The organism is Mycobacterium sp. SMC-19, assembly GCF_045310815.1.
GTDB lineage: Bacteria > Actinomycetota > Actinomycetes > Mycobacteriales > Mycobacteriaceae > Mycobacterium.
On sequence record NZ_JBJIAM010000001.1, the window covers coordinates 211,623 to 235,697 of the forward strand.

Annotated in this window: 24 protein-coding genes; 12 read left to right on the forward strand and 12 right to left on the reverse strand. The window is 67.8% G+C overall.

What is annotated here, in order from left to right:
* Positions 1-9 precede the first annotated feature (9 nt).
* Positions 10-1,473: a PE-PPE domain-containing protein gene (locus ACJH5R_RS01055; RefSeq protein WP_406756011.1), complete on the reverse strand. Its 1,464-nt coding sequence runs from the start codon at positions 1,471-1,473 to the stop codon at positions 10-12.
* A 135-nt stretch (positions 1,474-1,608) separates the two neighbouring features.
* Between ACJH5R_RS01055 and ACJH5R_RS01060 the strand changes: the two genes are divergently transcribed.
* Positions 1,609-2,445, forward strand: a complete 837-nt coding sequence (locus tag ACJH5R_RS01060) for a serine/threonine-protein kinase (RefSeq protein ID WP_406781093.1) — start codon at positions 1,609-1,611, stop codon at positions 2,443-2,445.
* On the opposite strand, the gene rsmA is transcribed toward ACJH5R_RS01060, so the two are convergent.
* The 3 genes from rsmA to ACJH5R_RS01075 form a co-directional block, all read right to left on the reverse strand.
* Positions 2,361-3,311: a 16S rRNA (adenine(1518)-N(6)/adenine(1519)-N(6))-dimethyltransferase RsmA gene (gene rsmA, locus ACJH5R_RS01065; protein ID WP_406781351.1), complete on the reverse strand. Its 951-nt coding sequence runs from the start codon at positions 3,309-3,311 to the stop codon at positions 2,361-2,363. The genes ACJH5R_RS01060 and rsmA overlap by 85 nt on opposite strands.
* Positions 3,284-4,402, reverse strand: a complete 1,119-nt coding sequence (locus ACJH5R_RS01070) for a transglycosylase family protein (protein WP_406756013.1) — start codon at positions 4,400-4,402, stop codon at positions 3,284-3,286. The genes rsmA and ACJH5R_RS01070 overlap by 28 nt, the downstream gene beginning before the upstream one ends.
* Positions 4,403-4,524: 122 nt before the next feature.
* A complete protein-coding gene (locus tag ACJH5R_RS01075; protein WP_406781094.1) occupies positions 4,525-5,370 on the reverse strand; it encodes a TatD family hydrolase in 846 nt (281 codons plus the stop codon).
* A gap of 18 nt (positions 5,371-5,388) precedes the next feature.
* Between ACJH5R_RS01075 and metG the strand changes: the two genes are divergently transcribed.
* The 4 genes from metG (at position 5,389) to ACJH5R_RS01095 (ending at position 10,373) form a co-directional block, all read left to right on the forward strand.
* On the forward strand, positions 5,389-6,930 hold the full coding sequence (gene metG / locus ACJH5R_RS01080) for a methionine--tRNA ligase (RefSeq protein ID WP_406781095.1): 1,542 nt from the start codon (positions 5,389-5,391) through the stop codon (positions 6,928-6,930).
* Between the two features lie 96 nt (positions 6,931-7,026).
* Complete coding sequence (locus tag ACJH5R_RS01085) at positions 7,027-8,205, forward strand: NAD(P)/FAD-dependent oxidoreductase (protein WP_406781096.1); 1,179 nt, start codon at positions 7,027-7,029, stop codon at positions 8,203-8,205.
* A complete protein-coding gene (locus tag ACJH5R_RS01090; protein WP_406756017.1) occupies positions 8,202-9,107 on the forward strand; it encodes an RNA polymerase sigma-70 factor in 906 nt (301 codons plus the stop codon). The genes ACJH5R_RS01085 and ACJH5R_RS01090 overlap by 4 nt, the downstream gene beginning before the upstream one ends.
* 12 nt (positions 9,108-9,119) lie before the next feature.
* Positions 9,120-10,373, forward strand: a complete 1,254-nt coding sequence (locus ACJH5R_RS01095) for an aminodeoxychorismate synthase component I (RefSeq protein ID WP_406781097.1) — start codon at positions 9,120-9,122, stop codon at positions 10,371-10,373.
* Here ACJH5R_RS01095 and rsmI read toward each other — a convergent pair.
* On the reverse strand, positions 10,343-11,179 hold the full coding sequence (gene rsmI, locus ACJH5R_RS01100) for a 16S rRNA (cytidine(1402)-2'-O)-methyltransferase (protein WP_406756019.1): 837 nt from the start codon (positions 11,177-11,179) through the stop codon (positions 10,343-10,345). The genes ACJH5R_RS01095 and rsmI overlap by 31 nt on opposite strands.
* Before the next feature lie 24 nt (positions 11,180-11,203).
* On the opposite strand from rsmI, the gene ACJH5R_RS01105 reads away from it, so the two are divergent.
* Together ACJH5R_RS01105 and ACJH5R_RS01110 are read left to right on the forward strand one after the other, a co-directional pair.
* Positions 11,204-12,763: a dolichyl-phosphate-mannose--protein mannosyltransferase gene (locus ACJH5R_RS01105; protein WP_406756020.1), complete on the forward strand. Its 1,560-nt coding sequence runs from the start codon at positions 11,204-11,206 to the stop codon at positions 12,761-12,763.
* A gap of 42 nt (positions 12,764-12,805) precedes the next feature.
* Entirely contained in the window at positions 12,806-13,405 is a 600-nt protein-coding gene (locus ACJH5R_RS01110) for an alpha-ketoglutarate-dependent dioxygenase AlkB (protein WP_406781098.1), read from the forward strand.
* Positions 13,406-13,422: 17 nt separating this feature from the next.
* Here ACJH5R_RS01110 and ACJH5R_RS01115 read toward each other — a convergent pair whose 3' ends face one another.
* Complete coding sequence (locus ACJH5R_RS01115; RefSeq protein WP_406756022.1) at positions 13,423-14,079, reverse strand: DUF5642 family protein; 657 nt, start codon at positions 14,077-14,079, stop codon at positions 13,423-13,425.
* A gap of 42 nt (positions 14,080-14,121) precedes the next feature.
* On the reverse strand, positions 14,122-15,147 hold the full coding sequence (locus ACJH5R_RS01120) for a GNAT family N-acetyltransferase (protein WP_406756023.1): 1,026 nt from the start codon (positions 15,145-15,147) through the stop codon (positions 14,122-14,124).
* Between the two features lie 157 nt (positions 15,148-15,304).
* Between ACJH5R_RS01120 and gdhA the strand changes: the two genes are divergently transcribed.
* Positions 15,305-16,654, forward strand: coding sequence for an NADP-specific glutamate dehydrogenase (gdhA, locus tag ACJH5R_RS01125; RefSeq protein ID WP_406781099.1), 1,350 nt, complete (start codon positions 15,305-15,307; stop codon positions 16,652-16,654).
* Between the two features lie 101 nt (positions 16,655-16,755).
* Positions 16,756-17,085 carry a DUF732 domain-containing protein gene (locus tag ACJH5R_RS01130; RefSeq protein ID WP_406781100.1) on the forward strand — a complete coding sequence of 110 codons (330 nt, stop codon included), beginning with the start codon at positions 16,756-16,758 and terminating at the stop codon, positions 17,083-17,085.
* A gap of 9 nt (positions 17,086-17,094) precedes the next feature.
* Here the strand turns inward: ACJH5R_RS01130 and ACJH5R_RS01135 are convergent, their stop codons facing one another.
* The gene (locus tag ACJH5R_RS01135) at positions 17,095-17,544 is read right to left on the reverse strand and encodes an SRPBCC family protein (protein WP_406781101.1); all 450 of its coding nucleotides are present in this window, start codon (positions 17,542-17,544) and stop codon (positions 17,095-17,097) included.
* A gap of 39 nt (positions 17,545-17,583) precedes the next feature.
* Here ACJH5R_RS01135 and ACJH5R_RS01140 point away from each other — a divergent pair, with 39 nt between their 5' ends.
* On the forward strand, positions 17,584-18,195 hold the full coding sequence (locus ACJH5R_RS01140; protein WP_406781102.1) for a TetR/AcrR family transcriptional regulator: 612 nt from the start codon (positions 17,584-17,586) through the stop codon (positions 18,193-18,195).
* Here ACJH5R_RS01140 and ACJH5R_RS01145 read toward each other — a convergent pair.
* Positions 18,148-19,200, reverse strand: a complete 1,053-nt coding sequence (locus ACJH5R_RS01145) for an EcsC family protein (protein ID WP_406756027.1) — start codon at positions 19,198-19,200, stop codon at positions 18,148-18,150. The two genes, ACJH5R_RS01140 and ACJH5R_RS01145, sit on opposite strands and share 48 nt — an antisense overlap.
* A 17-nt stretch (positions 19,201-19,217) precedes the next feature.
* Positions 19,218-20,120 (reverse strand): SCO6745 family protein, encoded by a 903-nt coding sequence (locus ACJH5R_RS01150; protein WP_406756028.1) that lies wholly within the window; start codon positions 20,118-20,120, stop codon positions 19,218-19,220.
* Positions 20,121-20,286: 166 nt separating this feature from the next.
* Between ACJH5R_RS01150 and ACJH5R_RS01155 the strand changes: the two genes are divergently transcribed.
* Positions 20,287-20,766: a hypothetical protein gene (locus tag ACJH5R_RS01155; protein WP_406781103.1), complete on the forward strand. Its 480-nt coding sequence runs from the start codon at positions 20,287-20,289 to the stop codon at positions 20,764-20,766.
* On the opposite strand, the gene ACJH5R_RS01160 is transcribed toward ACJH5R_RS01155, so the two are convergent.
* A complete protein-coding gene (locus ACJH5R_RS01160) occupies positions 20,747-21,397 on the reverse strand; it encodes a TetR/AcrR family transcriptional regulator (RefSeq protein ID WP_406781104.1) in 651 nt (216 codons plus the stop codon). The two genes, ACJH5R_RS01155 and ACJH5R_RS01160, sit on opposite strands and share 20 nt — an antisense overlap.
* Positions 21,390-22,643, reverse strand: coding sequence for a cytochrome P450 (locus ACJH5R_RS01165; RefSeq protein ID WP_406781352.1), 1,254 nt, complete (start codon positions 22,641-22,643; stop codon positions 21,390-21,392). Before ACJH5R_RS01165 ends, ACJH5R_RS01160 begins: the two co-directional genes overlap by 8 nt.
* Before the next feature lie 353 nt (positions 22,644-22,996).
* Between ACJH5R_RS01165 and ACJH5R_RS01170 the strand changes: the two genes are divergently transcribed.
* Complete coding sequence (locus ACJH5R_RS01170) at positions 22,997-24,046, forward strand: MinD/ParA family protein (protein WP_406781353.1); 1,050 nt, start codon at positions 22,997-22,999, stop codon at positions 24,044-24,046.
* Positions 24,047-24,075: the final 29 nt, after the last annotated feature.

Consider the following 24,075-nt stretch of genomic DNA (forward strand, 5'->3'; position numbering starts at 1 on the left):
CCTACCCGATCAGGAGAACAGGTCGGAGAAGTCGGCGCTGATCGAGCTGAAGGCGTTCATCAGGACCTCCACCTCGAACCCGCCGGCCATGGTGACCAACCCGGTGGTGGCGGCCAGCGGCATGCCGATCGCGTTCAGCAGATCTCCCGACATCAGTTCGTTGAAGAACAGGCTCGCGGAGTAGGCCGGCAGCGTGGTGATCAGCGAATTGATGATGTCGGCGGTCGGCAACAGCGTCGCGTACAAGGTCGCCGCGGCGCTGCTGAAGGTGTTGACGATCTCCGTCAGACTCGGCAGCGAGAAGTCCGCGGGGCCGCCACTGAAGTCGAACAGGTCAGACGCTCCGCCGGACCCGATGTTCTGCAGGTCGGCGATGAAGTCGTTCCAACCCTGCTCGGCACCGTTGACCAGTGCGGTCAGCACGTCCATCGGGTTGACGTCGGGGAACACCCCGAACGGCGTGGAGATGTCCGCCGGGCCCTGGTCCCAGCCGTGCTCGATGTTGCCGTAGCCGAGGTTGATCAGCACCCGCAGGGCCGGCTGCAACAGGTCGGCAAACGCGTTGCCGAATGCGTTGCCGCGCAACAGCTCCAGCAGCGGCAGATTCTCGGTGGGGATCATGAAGTACTGGTTGTTGCCGGTGTAGTCGCCGGAGGTGTCCAGCTCGATGGCCGTCGCCAGCTGGGCGTCGGTCAGTGTCGGGTAGGTGCCGTGGATGAACATGATGCCCAGGAAGGCGTTGATGTCGGCCAGGAAGTTCAGCGGGTACTTCGGGAAGTCCGCGAAGCCGTCGTATTCCTGGATGTAATTGACTGTCTCCCATGGCGTCTCAGACGGGGCACCCCCGCTGAACGTGACGCCGAGGGCGGGCAGGCTCAGCGGAACCCCGGGGACGTCGAACCGGGCCAGCAGGCCGCCGTTGGGGTTGGCCGGGCTGCCCAGCGTCACGAAGGACAGCTCGTCGGAGGTCGGGCGCTCGTCCTCGGGCAGCGCCAGCAGCTGGTCCATGACCAGCCCGTTGATCACACCACTCTGCGAATACCCCAGTACGACAAGGTCATTGCCCTTGCCAACCTCTTCCATGATCTTCTGGTACAAGATGGTGGAGCCCTGGGCCAGCGAGGTGTCCAGCGGCAGCGTCTTCACACCGGTCAGCGGGTAGAGACCCTCCGGGGTGAACAACGGGTTGGTGGCGTCCACATGGAAAGTGGGCTGACCGTCGAACTTCGGGGTCGCAGGCGAGATGAACCGATCGGTCAGGGCGGCCAGGTACTGCGGCGGCGGGATCGGCAGTCCGCTGCCGCCCATGATCCACGACTCGGTGTCCAGCAGGGTCGTCTGGGCGACCACCGTCTTGGCGGTCGCGGCCAGGGTGGGCGCCACCACGGGTGCGACACCGAGGGCGGCAATGGCGGCCAGGGTCAGAGGCACGGCACCGATGGAACTCAGGTTGCGATGGGACAGAGTTGTCATGACGGCCTCCCTGGATGCTGCTGCAATAGGTCGATTATTCATCTCGCACCAGCGAAATGTCATCGCTTTTTTGTAATTCGATCATGCTACTCTCAGTTTTCTGCGAGGTAGCTGTGCGCGCCCTAATCTGAGGTCATGAACGCAGCCGGCGACTACGGCGGCTACCTGATCGAGCGCGAGATCGGCCGCGGCGGGCACGCCGGGGTCTATTTGGCCCACCACCACGGCGCCCCTGACGTGCCCGTGGCACTGAAGGTCCTCGACGAGGCGCACCGCTCCCCCGCCGAGCAGGCCCGGCTGGATCGCGAGTTCGCGTTCGCGGGCGCCCTCAAGCACCCCAACATCGTCGCGGTGTACCGGCACGGCCCGTTCTGGTTGGCCATGCAGTACGTCGACGGCGGCAAAGTGACCGGTCTGCGCTCGCTCGACGATCGCCTGGCGGCGCTGACCCAGATCGCCGGCGCGCTCGACTACGCACACCGTCGCGGCATCGTGCACTGTGACGTCAAACCCGCCAACATCCTGATCCATGCCGACTTCGGCCGGGCCGGGGCGGTGCTGACCGATTTCGGAGCGGCCCACGCCGTCGTCGAAGACGTGTGGCACCGGGCCCGACATTCCGAAAACCCCGAAGTCTCATTGCCCTACACCGCACCGGAGATCCTGCAGGGCAAGGCTTCGTCGGCAGCCACCGACGAATACGCCTTGGCCTGCACGGCGGTCGAGCTGTTTACCGGAGCGCCGCCCTTCCCCGCTCAGTGCGCAGCCGATCTGGCCGATGCGCACCTGCGGCTGCTACCGCCGCCGCTGTCCGACACGCTCGGTCCGGCGGCGCGGGCCGCCGATGTGGTGGTGCAACGTGCGCTGGCGAAGTTTCCGGCGCGCCGCTACGAGTCCTGCGCCGATTTCGTCGAAGAGTTGTCCCGCGCGCTGGTCTCGCACGCCGGGCCCGCCAAAGCCGCCGAGACCTGAAGCAGCCGTACGAAGTCCGCGATCGCCAGGGTCTCGCCGCGACTCATCGGATCGATGCCCGCCGCCTCCAACAGCTCGGCAGCCCGCGCGCCCGAGCCGGCCCAGTCGGCGATCGCGTTGCGGGCGGTCTTGCGGCGCTGGGCGAATGCCACGTCGATCAGCCTGAAGACCTGTCGGCGAAACGCGTCGTCGACCGGCCACGGGGCGGCCTCGTGGCGGTCGATGCGCACCAGCCCGGAATTCACTCGCGGCACCGGCCAGAACACGCTGGGCGGCACCGTGCCGCAGCGGCGCACCGCGCCGAAGAACCGTGCCTTGGCGCTGGGCACCCCGTAGTCCTTGCCACCCGGCTCGGCCGCCAGCCGCTCGGCCACCTCCAACTGCACCATGACCGTGACGGTGCGAATGGAGTCGAACTCCGACAGCAGGTGCAGCAGCGCCGGGACCGCCACGTTGTAGGGCAAATTCGCCACCACCGCCGTCGGCGCGGTCGCCACCTCGTCGCGGCGCAGGGTCAAGACGTCGGCGCCGAGCACCTCCAACCGGGGCACGTCGGCGGGCGCGTGTTCGGCGATGGTCTGCGGCAACCGGGTGGCCAGCACCGGATCCTTTTCGACGGCGATCACCGTCGGGCCGTGTTCGAGCAGCGCCAGGGTCAGCGAGCCGAGCCCAGGTCCGACTTCCAGGACATGGTCGTCGGCGGTGATACCGGCGCCGTCCACAATCCGGCGCACGGTGTTCGCGTCGTGAACGAAGTTCTGTCCCAGCGATTTCCGGGGCCGCAGGTCGAGTTCATTCGCCAGGGCCCTGATGTCACCGGCCCCGAGTAGCCCGATGGTCAGCGTCTCCCGCTGCACACCGGCCAGGCGCCCCAGCCCTGCCGGGCCTGGGTGACCTCTGCGATCGCGATCTGCTCTTCGCGGGTCGCCATATCCGCGCGCGGTGCGTATTTCAGACCGCCGTTGGCCACCCAGGTGCCGTAGTCGAACTGCACGCCGCCATAGAAGCCGTTGCCGGTGTTGATCGCCCAGTTCCCGTGCGACTCGCAGTTGGCGATGCGGTCCCAGGCTGCGCCGTACACCGACGGCGGCACCTCGGTGCCGGGCTTGGCGCCGACCCGCAGCACCGAGTCGCGGGCCGGGGCCACTACCGCGTTGGCGACCGGCAGGCGGCCGGTCTCGGCGCCGTTGACGGTGGCCACCGAGTAGGTCACGTCTTGGGTGCCCGGAGTCCCCGGGTCCTCGACGACCTGCCGGCTGATGTTCAGCGCCGGGTCTTCGATGCGACGGGCGGGCGGGGGAAGCGGCACCCGCTCGGTGACCTGCTTGACCCGGATCCGCGTCACCTGGATCGCCATGCCCTCGGTGATCGGGGTCGACGCGGCCGGGATGACCTTGTCGGCCTGCTCCAGCGGGGCGCCGTCGGCGGCCAGCAGTTCGCCGACATTGGGCGCGGCCAGGTGCACCGTGCGCACCACACCGCCGTCGTCGAGCGTGACGGTCTTGGCACTGACGACCGGCAGCGCCATCCCGGCCAGCGGGACCCGGCTGCCGCGCGATGCCGCGGCGGGGGCGGTGTCGGTCATCGACAGCTGCGCCAGCGCTTCGTCCACCGACAGCGCCGTCGTCCACACCTGCTGGGGCTCGCGCCCGTCCAGGGACACCTGTAGTGGCCGGCCGCGACGGACCATGATCGTGTCGGAGTCGTTCACCCGGGCGGTGCGCGCGGGGCTCACATCGTCGCGCTCGCCGAGGTTGAAGCCGTTCTCGGCGACGACGTCGATGACCCGCGACCGCATGGTGGTGACGGTGATCGGCGTTCCGTCAACGTCCAACGTCACGGTCTTGACGCTGGCGACCGCGAAGCCGCCGGCAAAGGTCAGCACCAGTAGTAAAGCGCCGACCAGAAGCCGCAGCATCGGCGATGGCGCCTGGTGCAGCCTGGTCAAAGCGTTCAAGTCAGAAAACCTCACGACGTTGAATACACAGCAAAGGGGCAGTGGCTCTGCCCCCCAGGTTCGATAACGGAACGGTAACGAACCTACCGGCGGTCGGCAACCGAATGTGACCTGCTCGACCTTCAGTCCAGCCCGTACACACGCCGGGCGTTGCGGTTCGTCACCTGCGCCAGCTCCTCCGCCGATGTTCCCAACAGCTCAGCCAGCGCCCTGACAGTGTATGGCAGACAGTAGGGCTCGTTCGGTGCACCGCGGTACGGATGGGGAGTCAAGAACGGCGCGTCGGTCTCCACCAACAGCTGCGCCTCCGGTATCAATGCCGCCGCTTCCCGCAGGTCACGCGCATTTTTGAAGCTGACCGTGCCGGACAGGCTCAGTATCCAGCCGGCTTCGACGCAGGTGTGAGCCATCTCGGGGCCCGACGAGAAACAGTGGAAGATCACCGTCTCGGGAGCGCCTTCGGCGCGCAGCACATCGAGCACGGCAGCGTCGGCGTCGCGGTTGTGGATCATCAGCGGTTTGCCCGTGCGTTTGGCCAGGTCGATATGCCAGGCGAAGGCCTCGCGCTGGGTCTGCGGGTCCGCGCAGCCCTCCAAGCGCCCGGGCCAATACAGGTCCATGCCGGTCTCCCCGACCGCCACCACCCGCGGGTGGGCGGCCAGCGCCTCGATCTCGGTGCGGGCCGCCTCGCTCAGGGTGCCGGCCCGGGTCGGATGCAGCGCGACCGCCGCATAGACCCGATCGTCGGCGTCGGCGGCCTCGGTCACCCAGCGAGCCGACGCCAGGTCGTCGGCCACGGTCACCGCCGCCTGCACCCCGACCGCGGCGGCCCGATCCATGATCGCCCGCACCGACGAGGCGTCGGAGGCGCCGCAGGCATCGAGGTGGGTGTGGGCGTCGACCAGCGGACCGAGCTCCTGCGGTGCGGGCGGCGGAGTTTTGCCTGATCGTTTCGAGCTCACCCGCACACAATAGGGTGAACGGTGATGAAGCCTTTCTACCTCACCACCGCGATCACCTACCCCAACGGTGACCCGCATATCGGCCACGCCTACGAGTACATCGCCACCGACGCGATCGCCCGATTCCATCGGCTCGACGGATTCGACGTGCGGTATCTGACCGGCACCGACGAGCACGGGCTGAAGATGGCCGAGACCGCCGCCGCCGAGGGCATTCCGACCGCAGAGCTGGCGCGGCGCAACTCCGATGTGTTCGAGGCGCTGCAGCGCAAACTCAACATCTCCTTCGACCGGTTCATCCGCACCACCGACGCCGATCACCTGGAGGCCTCCAAGGCGATCTGGCAGCGCATGGTCGACGCCGGTGACATCTATCTGGACGCCTACTCCGGCTGGTACTCCGTGCGCGACGAGCGGTTCTTCACCGAGGGCGAGACCCGGCTGACGCAGGACGGCTCGCGGGTGGCCAACGAAACCGGGGCGCCGGTCACCTGGACCGAGGAGCAGACCTACTTCTTCCGGCTCTCGGCCTATGCCGACCGGTTGCTGGCGCACTACCAGGCGAATCCGGACTTCATCGCCCCCGAGGTGCGCCGCAACGAGGTGGTCAGCTTCGTCTCCGGCGGGCTGCGGGACCTGTCCATCTCGCGCACCTCGTTCGACTGGGGCGTGCCGGTTCCCGGGCACCCGGACCACGTCATGTACGTCTGGGTGGATGCGCTGACCAACTACCTGACCGGCGTCGGCTATCCCGACACCGACTCGCCAATCTTCAAGCGGTACTGGCCCGCCGATCTGCACATGATCGGCAAGGACATCATCCGGTTCCACACGGTGTACTGGCCTGCCTTCTTGATGTCGGCCGGGATCGAGTTGCCGCGCAGGGTTTTTGCGCACGGCTTCCTGCTCAACAGCGGCGAGAAGATGAGCAAGTCGGTGGGCAACGTGATCGACCCGGTCGAGTTCGTCGACAAGTACGGCGTGGATCAGGTGCGCTTCTTCCTGCTGCGCGAGATCCCGTTCGGCCAGGACGGCAGCATCTCCGACGAGGCGATGATCGGCCGGGTCAATGCCGATTTGGCCAACGAACTGGGCAATCTGGCGCAGCGCTCGCTGTCGATGGTGGCCAAGAACCTCGACGGGGTGGTGCCCGAGCCGACCGCCCAGGCCGCCGACGGCGACGAACTGCTGGCACTGGCCGACGCGCTGCTGGAGAAGATGCGGGCGGCGTTCGGCACGCAGTCCATGCACGTGGGACTGGAAGCGATCTGGCAAATGCTGGGCGCAGCCAACCGGTACTTCTCGGCCAACGAGCCGTGGAAGCTCGCCAAGAGCGAGTCAGCGGCCGATCAGGCCCGCTTCGGCACGGTTTTGTACACCACGCTGGAGTCGGTGCGAATCGCGGCGCTGCTGCTGCAGCCGGTGATGCCCGAATCGGCGGGCAAGCTGCTGGACCTGCTGGGCCAGACCGATGAGCAGCGGATGTTCACCGCCGTGCCCGAGCGCCTGGCGCCCGGGCTTTCGCTCCCGGCGCCGTCCGGGGTGTTTCCGCGCTACCAACCCTGAACGTGACGGCGGGCCCGTGATCTGGGCCACAAGCTGTCACATCTGGCAGGCGTGCGGTGTCTTGAGGGCATAACCCTTGAGAGACAGGAGCACCTCATGACCCGCATCCAAGTTGTCATCATCGGCGGCGGCTACGCCGGCACCCTGGCCGCCAACCGGCTGCGCCAGCACCCCGACGTCGACATCACCCTGGTCAACCCGCGCCCGGCATTCGTCGAGCGGATCCGGTTGCACCAGTACGTCGCCGGCACCGGGACGGCCACCATCGACTACCCCGACCTGCTCGGCGACGGAGTCCGGCTGCTGGTCGACTCGGCCACCCGGATCGACGCCGCCGACCGGCGCATCCAGCTGGCATCGGGCACCGTCCTGCGCTACGACTTCCTCATCTATGCGGTGGGCAGCACCGGGGCGATCACCCCCGCGGTTCCCGGTGCCGCCGAATTCGCCTACTCGATCAGCGAATTGGAGCACGCGAGCCGGCTGCTGGCGCGCCTCACCGCGGTGGCGCCGGATGCCCCGGTGACCGTGGTGGGCGGTGGACTGACCGGAATCGAAGCGGCCTCCGAACTGGCCGGTCAAGGTCGGCCGGTGACCCTGGTCTGCGGCGAGATGCTGGGACCGTCACTGCACGCGGCGGGCCGGCGCTCGGTGGCCAAGGCACTGCGCAAACTGGGTGTCGACGTGCGCGAGGGCGCGGTCGTCGCCGAGGTGCGCGCCGACGCACTGGTGCTGCGTGACGGCACCGTGCTGCCCAGCGCGGTGACGGTCTGGACGGCAGGCTTCGGCGTGCCGGACCTGGCCGCAGCCAGTGGACTGGCCACCGACGCGTTGGGCCGACTGCTCACCGACGACACCCTGACCAGTGTCGACAACCCGTGGATCATGGCGGCCGGGGATGCCGTCGCCCCCTCGGGCCAGCCGCTGCGGATGAGCTGCCAGGCCGCCCTGCCGCTGGGCGCCCAAGCCGCCAACACGGTGTTGGCCCGCATCGCCGGCACCTCACCGGTCGCGCTGGACCAGGCGTTCGTGTCGCAGTGCATCAGTGTGGGGCGCGATGCGGCGACCGTGCAGTTGTCGCGCCGCGACGACACCCCGATCAAGGCGTTCATCGGCGGCCGCCTTGGCGCCGTGGTCAAGGAGTCGATCTGCAAGTACACGGTGAAGTGGATTCGGGGCGAGGCCGCCAAGCCGGGCTCGTACCGTTGGATGAAGGGCGGCGCCCGGGCGGCCCAGGCCGCACAGGGCCAATCGGAACGGGGGGCTGCGGTGTGAGAAGCGAACACGCCCAACGGTTCACCGAGCTCCGGCCGCTGCTGTTCACCATCGCCTACGAGATCCTGGGCTCGGCAACCGAATCCGACGACGTCTTGCAGGACAGCTACCTGCGCTGGGCCGAGGTCGATCTGGCCGAGGTCCGCGACGTCAAGGCGTACCTGGCCAGCCTGGTCACCCGTCAGGCGCTCAACGCGCTGCGGGCCGGGGCCCGACGCCGCGAGGAGTACGTGGGGCCGTGGCTGCCCGAGCCGCTGCTGCTCACCGAGCACGATCCCTCGGCCGATGTCGTACTGGCCGAGTCGGTCTCGATGGCGATGCTGGTGGTGCTGGAGACGCTGCGTCCCGAGGAGCGGGCGGTGTTCGTGCTGCGCGAAGTGTTCGGCTTCGACTATGACGAGATCGCGGCCGCGGTCGGCAAATCTGCGGCCGCGGCCCGTCAGGTCGCGCACCGGGCCCGCAGCCACGTCCAGGCCCGCCGGCCGCGCTACGCCCCGGTGGACCCGGAGGAGAGCGCACGGGTCACCGCGGAGTTCATGACCGCGGCGGCGGGCGGCGACCTCACCACGGTGCTGTCGATGCTGGCCCCCGACGTGGTGTGGACCGCTGACAGCGGCGGCAAGGCCAGCGCGGCCCGGCGGCCCGTCGTCGGAGCCGACAAGGTCGCCCGCACCGTCATCGGGCTGCTGCGGCAGGGCGCACAGATGCCCGACGTGCGGGTGGACATGGGCGTCTGCAACTCCGCACCCGCGGTGCTGCTCTACAGCGCCGACCGCCTGGAGGGCGTGTTCACCGTCGAGATCGTCGACGGGCTGATCACGAACTTCTACGCGATGCGCAACCCGGACAAGCTGGCGGCGGTGGCGGCCGCCCGCGAGATCACCCGCGGCGCTGACGTCTGACAAGCTAGTGCCGTGCGGATCGAGCGTCTCGGCGACTTGGGTGCGGCACCGGAGGTGCTGCGCGCGGTCGGCGATGCCACCGACCGACATGGGCTGCCGTCGCCGGCCGCGCTGACCGGCGAGTGGTTCGGCGCACGGGCGGTGATCGCGCCCAGCGTGGCCGTCGAGCCGGTCGGCCCCGGCGAGGTCTTTGACGTGCCGAATAGCTCCGCCCTTGGTGCGCAGTCCGGCGTGGTGGGTGGCGGCTGGATCGGCTATCTGTCCTACCCCGATGCCGGCGCCGACGGCCTGGGCGCTCGCATCCCCGAGGCTGCCGGCGGCTGGACCGACTGTGTGCTGCGCCAAGACCACGACGAGCAGTGGTGGTTCGAAAGCCTGTCCGGCGCGGCGATGCCGAGCTGGCTGGCCGAGGCGCTGACGACTCCCGCCCCGGCCCGGGGATGCCGGATCTACTGGGAGACCCCGGACCGGCAGGCGCACCGCGCCGGCGTGCTGGCCTGCCTGGAGGCCATCCGCTCCGGCGAGGTGTATCAGGCCTGCGTGTGCACCCGCTTCACCGGAACCGTCACGGGTGCCCCGCTGGACTTCTTCGCCGACGCCGTGGCGCGCACCTCGCCGGCGCGTGCCGCCTATGTCTCGGGTGACTGGGGCGCGGTGGCCTCGCTGTCACCGGAGCTGTTCCTGCGCCGCCGCGGTCAGGTCGTGGACTCCAGCCCGATCAAGGGCACCCTGCCGCTGTACGCCCGCCCGTCGGCGCTGCGCGCGTCGACCAAGGATGTCGCGGAGAACATCATGATCGTCGATCTGGTCCGCAACGACCTGGGCCGCGTGGCGATCACCGGCACCGTCACCGTGCCCGAACTGTTGGCGGTACGGCCCGCCCCGGGTGTGTGGCATCTGGTGTCGACCGTCTCGGCCCGGGTGCCCGAGCAGCTGGCGATGGCCGAGTTGCTGGACGCGACATTCCCGCCCGCATCGGTAACCGGCACTCCCAAACACCGTGCCCGCCAGCTGCTTTCGGAGTGGGAATCGTCGCGGCGCGGCACCTACTGCGGCACGGTGGGGCTGGCGTCACCGGTGGCCGGTTGCGAACTCAACGTCGCGATCCGCACCGTGGAGTTCGACGCCGCCGGCGGTGCGGTGCTGGGGGTCGGCGGCGGAATCACCGCGGACTCCGACGTCGACGCCGAGTGGCAGGAGTGCCTGCACAAGGCCGCCCCGATCGTCGCCGACGGTCAGTCCCGGGAACGCAGCACCGCGTCGTAAAGCTCGCGTCGCGACACCGCGGCCGACACGTCGGCGATCACCTGCGCGCAGGCGTCCTTGACCCGCATCCCCTCGGCCGCCAGCCTGTTGACCTCGTCCACCAATGTCGCCAGGTCCGCGCGCGGGGTCGCCCCGGCCAACACCACGGTGATCTCCCCCAGCACGCCGTCGACCGCCCAGTCGGCCAGCTCGGCCAGCGTCCCGCGCAGCACCTCTTCGTGGGTCTTGGTCAGTTCCCGGCACACCACCGCGCGCCTTTCGCCGCCGAGCTCGTCGACGGCGTCACGCAGGCAGTCGGCCAACCGCCGCGGCGACTCGAAGAACACACAGGTGCGCCGTTCGTCGGCCAGCGCGGCCAGCCACGCCCGGCGGGCCGCCTGCTTGCGGGGCGCGAAACCCTCGAAGCAGAACCGCTCCGAGGCCAACCCGGACACCGCCAGCGCGGTCGTCACCGCCGACGGGCCGGGCAGGCAGGTCACCGGCAGCCCGGCCTCGGCGCATGCGGACACCAGGCGGTAGCCCGGGTCGCTGATCAGCGGCATCCCGGCGTCGCTGACCACCAGCACGGTGGCCCCGGCCTCGAGATCGGCAAGCAGCGTGGGCACCCGCGACGCCTCGTTGGCGTCGAACAGACTGACCACCCGGCCGCCGATCTGCACGTCGAGGGCCTTGGCCAGCGTGCGCACCCGCCGGGTGTCCTCGGCGGCCACGACGTCGGCGGTGCTCAGCGCTTCGACCAGCCGCGGGGAGGCGTCAGCGGGCTGGCCCAGCGGGGTGGCACCCAGCAGCAATCGACCATCGGGCATGGCGCACAGCCTACGATCGTCGGAATGAGCGCTCCGACCGCTACCAGGCTCGCGGCCGCGCCGGAGCGCACCGCTCCGGTGATCAGCCCGGGGCTGCTGGTGCCGGTCGCCGATTTCGGGCCGACCGACCGGGCCCGGGGCTGGGCGGTGACCGCGGCGGTGACGCTGCTGGCCGCGGTGACGCGGTTCTCGAACCTGTACACACCGACCGACGCCGGCACCCCGATCTTCGACGAGAAGCACTACGCGCCGCAGGCCTGGCAGATGCTGCACAACCATGGCGTCGAGGACAATCCCGGCTACGGCCTGGTGGTGCACCCGCCGGTGGGCAAACAGCTGATCGCGATCGGCGAGGCGCTGTTCGGCTACAACGGGCTGGGCTGGCGGTTCACCAGCGCGCTGCTCGGGGTGCTCGCGATAGCGCTGTTGGTGCGGATCGTGCGGCGGATGACCCGCTCGACGCTGGCCGGCGGGATCGCCGGACTGCTGCTGGTGGGCGACGGGGTCAGTTTCGTCGCGGCGCGCACCGCGCTGCTGGACGGTTTCCTGACGTTCTTCGTGGTGGCCGCGTTCGGGGCGCTGATCGTCGACCGCGACCAGGTGCGCATGCGGATGCACACCGTGCTGACCGACGGTCGGTGCGGCGCGACACCCTGGGGCCCTCGGCTGGGGGTGCGCTGGTGGCGTTTCGGCGCCGGGGTGTTGCTCGGGTTGGCCTGCGCCACCAAATGGTCCGGCCTGTACTTCGTGGTGTTCTTCGGCGCGATGTCGCTCGCGTTCGACGTGGCCGCGCGACGGCAGTATCGGGTGCGGCGGCCGTGGCTGGGCACGCTGCGCCGCGACGTCGGCCCCACCGCCTACGCCATGGTGCTCATCCCGTTCGCGGTGTACCTGGCGTCGTATGCGCCGTGGTTCGCCTCGGAGACCGGCGTGGACCGCCACGAAGTCGGCCAGTCAATCGGGTTCGAGAGTCGGTTTCCGATCCCCGATGCGCTGCGCTCGCTGTGGCACTACACCTACCAGGCGTATCACTTCCACGCCGGACTGACGAACGCCGCGGGCAATCACCACCCGTGGGAGTCCAAGCCGTGGACGTGGCCGATGTCGCTGCGCCCGGTGCTCTATGCGATCGACCAGCACGACGTGCCCGGCTGCGGCGCGCAGTCCTGCGTCAAGGCGGTGATGCTGGTCGGCACCCCGGCGATGTGGTGGCTGGCCGTGCCGGTGCTGGGCTACGCGCTGTGGCGCTCCCTGGTGCGCCACGACTGGCGCTACGCCGCGGCGCTGGTGGGCTACTGCGCGGGCTGGCTGCCCTGGTTCGCCGACATCGGGCGGCAGATGTACTTCTTCTACGCGGTGCCGATGGCCCCATTCCTGGCGATGCTGCTGGCCCTGATCTGCGTCGACATCGTCAACGACGGGCGAACCCGTACCGAGGAGCGCTGGGCGCTCGGGCTGCTGGCGGTGTCCGGCTACCTGGCGCTGGTGCTGACCAACTTCGCCTGGCTGTATCCGATTCTGACCGGGGTGCCGATCTCCCCCGTCACCTGGAACATGGAGATCTGGCTGCCCAGCTGGTCTTAGGGCATCTCGACGAATCGAACTGATGTGCGATACGCTGCGTTCGTGGCGATACCGGTACAGGAGTCGCTGTTCGACCTCAGCGAACGCCGACAGCTCGGTGACGGTGCCTGGCTCGACGTTCGTCCGGGCTGGCTGTCCGAGGAAAGCAGCGAACTGGTCAGCGAGCTGCAATCGGCCATCCCCTGGCGGTCCGAACGCCGCCGAATGTATGACCGGGTGCTCGACGTCCCCAGGCTGGTGAGCTTCCACGACCTGGCGACCGGTGATGCGCCGCACCCGGCGATCGCCAAGCTGCGTCGCCGGCTCAATGACATCTACGCCGGGGAACTCGGCGAGCCGTTCACCACGGTGGGGCTCTGCCTATACCGCCACGGAGGCGACAGCGTGGCCTGGCACGGCGACACCATCGGCCGCGGCGCCAGTCAGGACACCATGGTCGCGATCGTCAGCGTCGGCGCCACCCGCACCCTGGCCCTTCGGCCGCGCGGCGGCGGCCCCGGCCTGCGATTGGCGCAACACCACGGCGACCTGGTGGTGATGGGGGGCTCGTGTCAGCGGACGTGGGAGCACTCGATCCCCAAGACGGCCATGCCCACCGGCCCGCGGATCAGCATTCAGTTCCGCCCGCGCGGCGTGCGATAGCTCAACGGACGGATCCGCTAGTTGCGTATCGCGTCCACCGCGGCCACCAACAGCTCACGGGCCCGGGCGGTGTCGACCGGTGCGACGGGCTTGCCCGGCTGCACCAGGGGGTTGGCGGTGACAAGCACCTGGTAGGGGCCGAAGTAGGCCGAGTAGTTGTAGAGCTCACCGACGCGGGACTTGCCGGCGGCGACGGCCTCGATCACCCGGTGCACGCCGAGCGTTTTCACCCCGTCGATGTGCGGCGCCTCCACCGTCTCGATCAATCCGCGCATCTGGCCACCGGAGAAGCCGATCCGTCGGCAGGTACGTCCCGGTTCGCTGACCGGAACCGGCTCGGAGGTCTCCAAGGCGATGGTGATGAACCGGTTGCCCTGGCCTTCGGCGGCGACGGCGGCCATGTTGCCCTGTACGCCCTGCGGCAGTTGCTGACTGATGGCGAACTTCGAGCAGTCAGCCGGGTCGAAGGTCAGGCCCGGGGGCAGCGCGGTGCCCGCCAGCAGCTTGGGATCGATCCCGGTGCGCGAGATGGCCTTGGCCTCGAAATCCGGGCCGAACGAAGACTTGAGATCAACCACCTTGCTGATGTCGGCGGAAACCTCGGCGGGGCTGGAGCTGCAGGCGGCGAGCAGGCAGACACAGCCGATAGCCAGCACCGCGCGAAGGGTCAACATCGCAGCCAATTTACCCAACGCGACCTGGGCCGTTGGCAGCGGTTACCCCACGGCTTGGATCGCTTGGCGGCCAACCTCTTTAATCTGATCGGCGGTCGCACGGTCGAACGGCAGCTGGTCCTCGCCGGGAACATCGAGGACGGTGGTGACAACGCCCGGGTCGTCGCGCTCCCAGAAGGCGCCCAGATGATCAAGGATGGCGCGCATGGGCGCATTCTCCGAGAGCACCCGCGCGGTGAACTTCTCGATGCCCTCGAGCCGCGCGATCACCGCCACCGCCCCCATCAGGTAGGTGCCGATGCCGCGGCCCTGGTAGCTGTCGCCGACGATGAACGCGACCTCGGCGAAGGTCGGGTTGTCGGGATCGCGGACGAATCGCCCGTCGGCGACGAACGAGCCGTCGGGCTCAGTGATGACCCACACGAAGTGGTCGACGTAGTCGACCTCGAACAAGTAGTGCATCAGGGCCGGACTCGGGGTCCGGGTGGTCTGGAACCGCCGGTAGAGCGTCTCGCCGGAGAATTCGACATGGCCTGAGACGGTTCGCGCGCTGTCGCCGGGCAACACCGGCCGCAACAGCAGCTCGGTGCCGTCGCGGGCCCGGATCGGGACGGCGGAAAGATAGGCCGCCAGGCGCTGACGCGCGATACGCACCAGCCGACCCATGACCTCGGGCACATGCACCATCGCGTGGAAGGCCTGCTCGTCACCGATCCAGCCGGTCAGCGGCGTCGAGGTGGTGACGGTCGCCGTTCGCAGACCCTTGCGCAGCAGCGCGATCTCACCGACCACCATGCCGGACGTCACTTCGTTGACTACCACGGTGCCGTCGTCGCCGATATGCTTGACCTGGGCTGATCCCGACGAGATCAGGAGGAACGACAGCGCCTGCTCGCCTTGCCGCATCAGTTCGGCACCGGCAGGGGCCTGCAGGGGCCGCAACCCGGCGGCCAGCGGCGCCAGATCAGCCGCGGAGCACCCGGCGAAGATCTCCATCTCGGCGAGGTCGGCGGCGGGTAGAGCTCCATCGGGTGCTGCGGAATCCGGGTCCCGCCGCGACATCACCATGGAAGTGCTCCGCCCCTTGTTCGCCAACCAAGGTTAACCGGTGCCCCGCGAATGTTAATGATTTAACAATGATGTAACGGCCAGGATTCGGCGTTAGCGATTCCGGCCGCTAGCCTGTGGCCGCTGACTGCGACACGCGAGGAAGAGATCATCCAATATGACCGAACTGAATCCGAAGCTGCACGACATCTACGACGAGGTGCTCCGGCGCAACCCCGGTGAGGCCGAGTTCCATCAGGCCGTTTTCGAGGTGCTCAGCAGCCTCGGCCCGGTGGTGACCAAGCACCCCGAGTACGTGGATCGCGCCGTCATCCGACGGATGTGCGAGCCCGAGCGCCAGATCATCTTCCGGGTGCCGTGGCTCGACGACAACGGCGACGTGCAGATCAACCGGGGTTTCCGGGTGGAGTTCAACTCGGCCCTGGGCCCCTTCAAGGGCGGCCTGCGCTTCCACCCGTCGGTGTACCTGGGGATCATCAAGTTCCTGGGCTTCGAGCAGATCTTCAAGAACTCCCTGACCGGTCTGCCCATCGGCGGCGGTAAGGGCGGGTCGGACTTCGACCCCAAGGGCCGCTCCGACAACGAGATCATGCGGTTCTGCCAGTCCTTCATGACCGAGCTCTACCGCCACCTGGGCGAGTACACCGACGTTCCGGCCGGTGACATCGGCGTGGGCGGCCGCGAGATCGGTTACCTGTTCGGCCAGTACAAGCGCATCACCAACCGCTACGAGTCGGGTGTGCTGACCGGCAAGGGCCTGACCTGGGGCGGGTCGCAGGTCCGCACCGAGGCGACCGGTTACGGCGCGGTGTTCTTCGCCGACGAGATCCTCAAGACCTCCAAGGACTCCTTCGAGGGCAAGCGGGCCGTGGTCTCGGGTTCGGGCAACGTGGCGATCTACGCCATCGAGAAGATCCACCAGCTCGGCGGCACCGTGGTGGCCGCTTCGGACTCCAGCGGCTACATCGTCGACGAGAAGGGTATCGACCTGGAGCTGCTCAAGGAGATCAAAGAGGTCAAGCGCGACCGGATCGAGGCCTACGCCAAGGCCCGCGGCGGGGCGACCCAGTTCGTCAGCGACGGCTCCATCTGGGACGTGGCCTGCCAGATCGCGATCCCCTCGGCCACCCAGAACGAGCTGGACGGCAACCACGCCGCCACGCTGGCCCGCAACGGCTGCAAGATCGTCGCCGAGGGCGCCAACATGCCGTGCACCCCGGAGGCCGTGAAGCTGTTCAGCGAGGCCGGTGTGACCGTGGCCCCGGGCAAGGCGGCCAACGCCGGTGGTGTGGCCACCAGCGCGCTGGAGATGCAGCAGAACGCGTCGCGGGACTCGTGGAGCTTCGAGTACACCGAGCAGCGGCTGGCGGCGATCATGCAGAGCATCCACCACCGCTGCCTGGTCACCGCCGACGAGTACGGCGCCCCCGGCAACTACGTGCTGGGCGCCAACATCGCCGGCTTCATCCAGGTCGCCGACGCGATGACCGCGCTGGGCCTGATCTAGCCTCTGTTGACTCTGCGTCCATGGCGGGGTGCACTCGCACTTCTCCGCCATGGACGCAGAGTCAACGTGCTTTGGACCCCTTATCGCTTAGCATCGCCGGTATGAATCGGATTCTGGGTGCCGCCGTGTTCGTCGGGAGCGCCGCCATCGCCCTGCTCGGCAGCGCTCCGGCCTACGCCGACGACGCCAGCTATCTCGCGGCACTCGACGCCAACGGCGTCTTCAAGTCCGGTCCCCCCAATGCGCGCCTGTCGGCGGGACACCGGTTCTGCAGCCAATTGCGCGGCGGCTCCACCCCCGACCAGGTCGTCAACGATTACGTGCGCCGACCGTCGTTCGGCGGTCCGTCGATGGTCGACGATCTGACCGTCAACCTGCGCCCGGTGATCGACATCGCGCAGCACGAACTGTGCCCTGACACCCTGCACTGATTCGTCGGCCTAGCCGGCCTTGCGCTCGGCGGCCGCGACGAGCTTGCGCGTCAGCGTCCCGAGCACCACCCGCAGGACCAGCCAGTAGGCCACACCCACGACGCGCCAACGCGTCTCGTACCGCCCACGCCACGTCACCTGGGTGCCCTCGGAGTCCTCAACGAAGGTCACCTCGGCTTGATAGTCGCGGATCGGGCCATCGATGAGCATGGTGTAACCGTGGCGGCCGGGAGGCTCGTGGATGGTGACCATCTCGCGGGTCGGCCGTTTGCGCCTCCCGACAGCGCGGATCGCCCCTACGCCACTATCGCCGGCCGGGCTCAGCGACTCCCATGTCGAGTACGGGATCAACGGCGCAGCCCATCTGGACCACCCGGCGCCATCGGAGACGAGAGCGAACAGGGTCTGCGGTGTGGCCGTGGTGCGGCTCAAGATGACGCATTCGTAGCGGTGAACCATGGCCGAGACGATAACAGAACGTTGTTCTATTATGGGTTGGTGCCAGCACCCCGCCCCCTGCCGTTCGCGCGCGCGCGCAACGAGGCGCAGCGCCACGACCGGTTGACGCAGCTCACCGCCGCCACCCGCGCGCTGCTGACGCAGACCCGGGCCACCGCTCTGACGCTGGGCGACGTAGCCGCGGCGGCCGGTCTGGCGAAGTCGGGCATCCTGCGCTACGCCGGGTCGCGGGAGGCGCTGCTGCTGCGGGTGATGCATGAGGAGCACCTGGCCTGGATCGACGCGCTGACCGGCGAACTGCCGCACACCGGCCCGGCGACAGCCCTGGCTCACACGCTCGCCGCTCGCCCCGTCCTGTGCGACCTCATCGCAGCGTCACCGGCACTGATCGCCAAGCTCGGCCCCGACGAGATGCGGGTCCTGCTCGCCCAGGCCAGCGACGCGCAACGGCGTCTCGGTTCGGCGCTACAACCCTGGCTGCCGCTCTCCGACGACCAGCTCGGAACCCTGACCGCGGCGGTGCACGCCTTCACCGGCACCGCGTGGGCCTGGATGGACCCGGATGCCACCCGGCCAATGGTCACCGACTTCGAGTCGACCGTCCTACGGCTGCTGCAGATCTTCATCGCCGGGTTGGAGTCGACCAGCTGACCGGTCGAGTATCTCGTCGACCAGCGGGATGTCGACATCGCCGCCGGCAATCACCGCCGGCGCCCACAGGCCGGCGTCCAGGTCGTACTTCTCGGTGAGGAACCGCAGCCGATAGGCCTGTTGTGAGCGTTCGAATGTCTGCTGCGCGATACGGGCGTTGAGCCCACCATTGACCACCGCGCCCAGGATCGGAACCGCCTGCGCCAGCTTGCGTTTGGCCAGCCGGAATCCCAGCGCCATCCAGACCTGACTGATCACGTTGTCGGCCTGCTGCGGCTGCAGTTGGTGCCACGACTCCTGACGCATCATCTGCTGGGTCAATCGCGACAGCGAGGCCAAGGCTGCGGCCTTCTCCGCGGAGTTGCCGGCGGTGGAATAAGCGATGACCCCCGAGGCGAACGCCTGCTCGTCTGGCTCGCGAACGTCGTAACCGTAATGCGCCGCAACCAATGCCACGATCCGGCCCATACCCACCAGCACCGCGGTCACGTCGGCCACAACGGCCGACGCAGCGACCGGCAATGTGGTGCCGCCGGTCACCGCGCTCGACACCGCCGAACCCGTCACCGCCAGCGACGACGCCGCACCTTCGGCCACCGCCAAGACGACGTAGCGCTCCTTGCGGCGCGGGACCGAGCTATCGCAATGCTTCAGGTCGAGGTTCTTGACCTGCGCATAGGACTGCACGCTGATGCCTTCGTCGGCGAACATCGCGAAGACGTTGGCCGGCTTGACCGAATTGAGTCCACGCTCGACCAGCACGGTGTGCAGAGTTTCCAGGGCCTTGGTGGTGAGCTGGTCCACCTTGCCCATGGCCGCCGTGGCGCCCGGGACCTGTTCAACCCCGGAGCGGACTTGGGAAACCACGTCTTTGGCGCGATCCGCGATGCCCTGACTCAGGCCTTCAAACCACCGGGGCGATTCCGCGCCGGTGGCCGCGTCCAGCAGCGCGTCCCATTGCTTGCGCTCGTAGGCGGACATGTCCGGCCGGCCAGACTGAGCCACGTGGGAAATCCTACCGCTCACTGCCGTTCGAGGAGAGGGCGAAGATCAAGGCCCATCGGCGAATCAAGAGGGATCTCACCGGCCGCCACCACGGCCCGGGTCAGCGGGTGCAGCGCACGGATCAAGTCGTGCCGTTCGGTATCGGTCAGCGCGTCATAGCCCGCAGCGGCGAGCCGATCGGTTTGTTCTTCGATCTGCGCCTTGAGCCGGACGCCTTCCGCGGTGAGCCCGTCGGTTCCGGCAAGGCCCTTGTCGCGCAGTGCGTTCGCCAGCCGGTTCCATTCGTCATCGGTGAAGTCGCGGGCGACGGTGTAGGTATGGCGCGGGGTTCCCGAGGCCAGGGCGTGGAACACATGGGATTCGCGGCCCTCGACGCCGGCAGCCAGAAGAGCCGCGACGTGGCCGTCGCCCCGGTGCTCACGCAGCACCGTGGCCGCGTGCCACAACCGCGCCAAGGGCTGTTCGGGCAGCGGAAGTGCATGATTCGCAGCACCCAGCACCCGGCCGGCGAGAGGCACCTCCGCCGCCGCTCGCGAGGCGAGCTCGGCGGCGCGGGCCACCTCGGGACCCTCCGCCAGATCCGCGAGCTGGCGCCGCAAGGCGGCGACGGCACCCACTTGGCGTGCCTGGAGGGCAGCTTCGGGCGGGGCGAAGCGCCACGCGGCCGGCAGCGCCTTGGCGACCCGTTCGAAAGAGAAGTTGTAGAACGCCGCATGCACGACTTCGGCGCCGACCGCACCCAGTGGCGCGGCACGGCCCGCGAAGTAGCCCATCCAGAATCCGCGATAGCCGGCGGCGTCGAGTGCGGCCAGGGGTTCCGGTGCGAAGTAGACGACCGCGTGCAGGGGCTCCAACAGCCGCCAGGCGTCCCGGGCGCTAGACACGTCGCCAACCGATTGTGCGGCGGCGCGAACTGACATGAACACGGTCTTACCACTACCTCGCTATCGCTACCTCCGCCGCCAGACCGCCTTCGAAATGACGTGTACGGAAAGTGACGGTACGGTTAACAAACGGTGAACTGATGTTTGCCTGGTCCGTCAGAGCGTGTGTTGTTGTAAGCCGAAATCTAAGGATTACGCCCCCATGTCCACCCATCTGATCACCGGTTCGATCATCGGCATCGTCACCTTCGGCGCGGTTGCCTTCGCCGGCTTCTACAGTCCCCCGGTCGCCCGCGCCGACCTCCCCGCCAACTGCGATTCGCGTCCCTGGGGCTTTCTGGGCAGAGAAACGCGGGTGATCTGCGATTCGCCGATCCGGCCAGACGGCTACTGGACACGCAACCGGATCATCGGCATTCCCGCCCACTACGAGAACGCGACCAGTCGCTGTTCGAACCGCAGGTACTACAGCAACTGCACGTACTACCCCGGTGGCTGGGTCAGCACCCGGATATCAAGCCAGGACACCTACCAGGTCCGCGCCGACAACGTTCTCCCCGACGAACCCGGGCACATGCCCGACCCGGCGCCGCTCCCCCCTCCGCCCGAGAACTCCGCGCCCCCGGGCGGCTCCGGACCGGTATTGAGCAACCACATCACTCCTACCGGCCCCCAGGGCTGAGCCCGTCCCGCCCCTGAGCCGGCAGTGCCGTCAATCGTGGATAGAGAATGGCCGGCCCCAACCATCGAGCGATGAAGCCGCGTAACGCGAGTCCGGTGCGCGGCACGTGCCCATGATCGGTCAACAGGGACTGCACCGTGCGCAAGGTCATCTCGGCGAGTTCACGCAGAGCCGCAGCATCGAAGCCGTGAAGCTTCCAATCCACATCGAAGCGGTGAAAAACAGACAGGCAGAACGTGATTGCCGTGTCGGAGGTCAGCGAGACGATGGCTTCGCCTTCATCTCGCCGGGTCAACAGGCTTTCCAGCTGCGGATCACCGGAGAGGTTCTCAACTCCGAACGAGATGCTTTCAACCACCGCGGCAACCGGGTCGTTGAGGCCGCTGACGTGGTCTGCGATCTGGTCGATGAATCCGTTGACCGCACGCATCGCACTGGCGATGAGCAGCGCGTCGGCATTGGGAAAGTAGCGGTACACCGTCTGGCGCGTAACCCCGAGCCTGCGGGCGACGTCGGCTAGGCGCACCGCCGCTCCGCGCTCGGCGACCTCCTCGTCCACCGCACTCAGGATGCGCGAGATGGCTTCCTCATCCGATGCGGGCGTCGAACCCGCCCAGCCTCGACTACGCATCGGCCGTCACCAGCCTTTCGCTGGTGAACTCGATCGAAAGTGTTGTCGGACCCGTCATTCCGAGCACCGGTTTCCATGGGGCCGGACCCACGCGATGGGCGGCGGGGAGCCGGCGGGTGAGCACTGTCAGTGCTTCGGCCAGTTCCCGGCGTGCGAGGTTCGCCCCCAGGCAGTAATGCGCGCCGCCACCGAACGTCAGAATTGCGGGGAGGTCCCTGCGCGCAATGTCGAAGCGGTCGGCATCGTCATAGATCGCTGGATCTCGGTTGGCGGCAAAGGTGTTCGCCAGCACAAATGTTCCTGCCGGGAACAGGTAGCCGCCGAACTCGACATCGTCGACGGCGGTTCGCGGCACGATGCAGGCCGCCGGTGAGTGACGCATGCTCTCCTCGACCGCCTGCATCGCAAGTTCTGGATGGTCGCGCAGCTTCGCCCATTGATCCGGATGCTCGCAGAGGACCTGGACCGACGCCGCCAGTTGGTTCCGTGTCGTATCCGTCCCCGCCATCAGGAAGCCGGCAACCAGCATGCGGAGTTCGTCGAGACTCAGACGCTCGCCTTCGCTTTCGGCGCGGATGAGCTCGGAGAGCAGATCATCGGTCAGATTGCCTCGGCGGGCGGCGACCATGTCGTCGACGTAGGCGTCGAGTTCGCTCCAGGCGCGCATGATCGCAGCTTCGTCAAAGGTGGCATCTGGCTGGAAGTTGAAGGCCTTGAACACCTCCTCGGTCCAGTCCGCGAACAACTGCCAGTCCGCGCGAGGCGCACCGAGCAGTGCGCACATGATCGGCGTGGGGTAGGGACGCGCGATGTCGGCCACGACGTCACACCGCCCGGCGTCCATCACTCGATCAATCAGTCCGTTGACCACCTCGTGGATCGTGTCGTGGAGGCGCGATGTGGCGCGGGGGGTGAACGCCTTGGAAACCAGCTTGCGCAACCGAGTATGGGGTGGGCCGTCCAGGCCCAGGAGGCTGCTCGCCAGCTTGTCGAACAACGGGCCCGATGTGATGCCCTGCGCGGCCAGAGTGATGCCGGGCGGCAGACGGAATCTGTTGTCGCGCAATATGTCGCGCGTCAGCTCGTAAGACAGGATTTCCGGGCCCAGTGGCCCGATGGCGATGGGCGCGCGTGATCGGGCGAGCCGGAGGTCTTCGAGGATGTCGTGCGGAGTGGCAGTCAGGTCGTAATCGACGGCGGGAAGCCCAGCGTCAAAGACGCTGGGGGCGGCGCGGTTCACAGCCATCGACATTCACGCCCTTCCGCTAGACCTGCGTCGGCCTTGAGGAGACATAATTGCCAATAGCGTATGACCATCGCCCCTGATCCGTCAATGATTGAGGATTTCTACCCAGTTGGGCCCAGGTACCGCCGATCATGGTCATACGCTTTAGAGGTGATTGTCCAGATGAGGCCGCCGCCTGGGGCGCGGCGCATGTTCGTCGACGGATCAGCCGATCCCGGGACTTCCCTGGCCCGTCGCGGCACCGGATCGTAACGACCGGCAAACAGTTGTGTCTTGCTGTCATAAATTGTCTATTAGCAATTGACCGCCCGTGCTACTAATGCCTCGTGACCGACCTGCACCGACCGTCACCGATGCCGCATGAGTGGAGCACTGCCGGCACGGAACGGGGTTCGCATCGGCGTCCGAATCAGGCAGGTGCCCACCGGATCCGCAGCGAAGCAGGTCGACGTCCCCATCGGCATTACCCGATCGCCGAGATCCTGCATATGCCGGATCTGCAAGCGCCACGGAAAGCCGCACCGGCCTCCGGCTGGCGCAAACTCGTTTATGCCGCCTCATTCCGCGGCATCAATGCCGGGGAATCACCGCTTGAACAGCATTACCGCGCACTCCGCGACCAGATCCGTCAGCGCATGCACAAACACTTGGTCATCGGCGTGGTGTCCGGTAAAGGCGGCGTCGGAAAAACCACGATGACCACGTGCATCGGCGGCATATTCCGGGAATCGCGATCAGACAACGTCGTAGCGATCGACGCCACACCGGGCTTCGGGACGTTGGCCGACCGGATCGACACCGCCTCACCCGACGGCTACACCGAGATCATCGCCAAGATCGATGTTCGGGGCTACACCGATATCCGAGAACATCTGGGCCACAACAGCATCGGCTTGGACGTGCTGTCGGGCAATCGGACGTCCGACCAGCCTCGTCCGCTAGTGCCTTCGATGCTGAACGAGGCGCTGGCCCGGCTGCGCCGCACACACCAGATCGTCCTGATCGACACGTCGGACAATCTGGACCATCCGGTGATGAAGGCGGTATTCAACTCCTGCGACGCCTTGGTCTTTGTGTCCGGACTTACCGGTGATACCGCACTGCCGGTCGCGCGTTCCATCGATCTGCTGCGTTCAATGGACTACCACGACCTGTTGGCGCGTTCGATGGTCGTCCTCAACAACAGCCGGAACCACGCCACTCCGAATGCGCGACGTTACCTCACCGATCTGTTCACCGAGGCCGAGATCCGCGCCGAATACATGCCGCACGATCCGCACCTTGCCAAAGGCGGCATTATCGACACGCAGTACGAGCTTCGCCCGCAGAGCCGGCTACGGCTGTTCGAAATAGCGGCGACGCTGGCGGATCAACACGTGCGCAAAGCCGATCGACCGATCTGACCAGCTACCCAACCTCTGTGGAGCTAAGG